Genomic DNA, 1,785 nt, shown 5'->3' with positions numbered 1-1,785 from the left:
GCGCCACCGCCTCCGGCGCCTTTTGCACCTGCTGCTCGAACAGTTCATGGATGCACCGCTCCGACGGATAGGCCGCCGCCGTCCGGTTCAGCTCCTCCAGCAGATACGCACGCTCCGCAGCCGGCAGCAGTTCAATCCGGCCGACCGGCTGCCCGGCATCGGCAACCATCGCCCGCAGCAGCGCCAGCAGATAACCACGCTGCCGCTCGATCGTCGCCTCATCGAACAGCGCCGAGGCATAACCAAACGTTCCGGCGATCACCTCGCCACACTCGCCAAGGCTCAGCTCCAGATCGACCTTGACCTGATCATACCCCTCCCCGGCAGCCTCCACACTCAGCCCGGCAAGGTCGAACGACCCGACGGCGTTGTTCTGCCAGGCCAACATCACCTGGAACAGCGGCGTGTGATCAAGAGCCCGGGGCGGCTGCACGATCTCGACGACCTGCTCGAACGGCAGGTCCTGATGCTCCTGCGCGGCCAGCGCCGTGCGCCGCGTCTGCTCCAGAAGCTGCGACACGCTCGGCTCGCCGGACAGGTCGAGCCGAAGCGCCAGGGTGTTGACGAAGAAGCCGATCAACTCTTCGATCTCGCGCCGGCCTCGATTGGCGCTCGGCACGCCGATCACAAGGTCGTCCTGCCCCGACAGACGCGACAGCACCGCCGCCCAGGCCGCCAGCACCGTCATGAACAACGTCGTGCCATGCTGCCGGCTCAGCCGCTTCAGACCCCGCGTCAGATCCGCATCGATGACGATCGGCACACTGGCCCCGGCAAACGACTGCTGGGCCGGCCGCGCATGGTCCGTCGGCAAGACAAGACGGGCCGGAGCGCCAGACAGGGTGTCGCGCCAATACTGCGCCTGCTTCTGCAGCCGTTCCCCCGACAGCCACTGGCGTTGCCAGGCGGCATAATCCGGATACTGGATCGCCAGCGGCGGCAAAGGATCGTCCTGTCCAGCCTCGAACGCCCGGTAAAGCTGACGGAGTTCACGAACCAGCACGCCCATCGACCAGCCGTCCGAGACGATGTGATGCTGGGTCAGCAGGAAGACGTGTTCCTCATCCGGCATCCGGATCAGACGCCCGCGGATCAGCGGCCCGCGCGCAAGATCAAACGGCGTGCGCGCCTCTTCATGGCACAGATCCAAAAGCGCAGCCTCAGCATCCGGCCTGTCCCGCAGATCGTGCTCGACCATCGGCAGTCCCGCATCCGGCGGCAGAACCTCAACCCAGGGCTTGCCCTCCGGTGCGACAAAGACACTGCGCAGCGCCTCATGACGGGCAAACAGACGGTCAAGGCTGCGCTGCCAGGCGCTGCGGTCGAGCTCACCACGCAGCCGCAAGGCCAGCGGAATGTGATAGTTGGTGCTGCCCTCGTCCAGCTGCGCCAAAAACCATAGCCGCTGCTGCGCAAACGACAGCACAAGCGGCTCATCACGCGACACCGCCGCAATCGCCGGCAGGTCTTGCGTGCCGGAGCGGCTCAACACCTCGACGATGCTTGCCGCCAGATCGGAAAGCACCGGATTGGCGAACAGCGTCGACAGCGGCAGTTCCACGCCAACAGCCCGCGACAGCCGGCTCGAGAGCTGCACGGCCAGCAGCGAGTGGCCGCCGAGCTCGAAGAAGTGGTCGTGGCGCCCGACCCGCTCGACACCGAGAAGCTCCGCCCAGATCTGCGCCAGCGCCGTCTCGACCGCGCCGCGCGGCGCCTCATAGCTGCGGCGCGCATAGGCGTCGTCGGCCGGCGCCGGCAGTGCCTTGCGGTCGAGCTTGCCGTTCG

At 66.9% G+C, this 1,785-nt stretch carries 1 protein-coding gene; it reads right to left on the bottom strand.

Annotated features, from left to right (window positions below; all coding sequences use genetic code 11):
* The coding region (locus tag EN807_RS32235; protein ID WP_245491577.1) for a condensation domain-containing protein at positions 1-1,678 on the bottom strand (1,678 nt) is incomplete at its 3' end.
* Positions 1,679-1,785: the final 107 nt, after the last annotated feature.

Source organism: Mesorhizobium sp. M5C.F.Ca.ET.164.01.1.1, from assembly GCF_004792125.1.
Lineage (GTDB): Bacteria > Pseudomonadota > Alphaproteobacteria > Rhizobiales > Rhizobiaceae > Mesorhizobium > Mesorhizobium wenxiniae.
The sequence above is the reverse complement of the archived record's forward strand: the minus strand, read 5'-3'. Positions and strand labels throughout refer to the sequence as shown.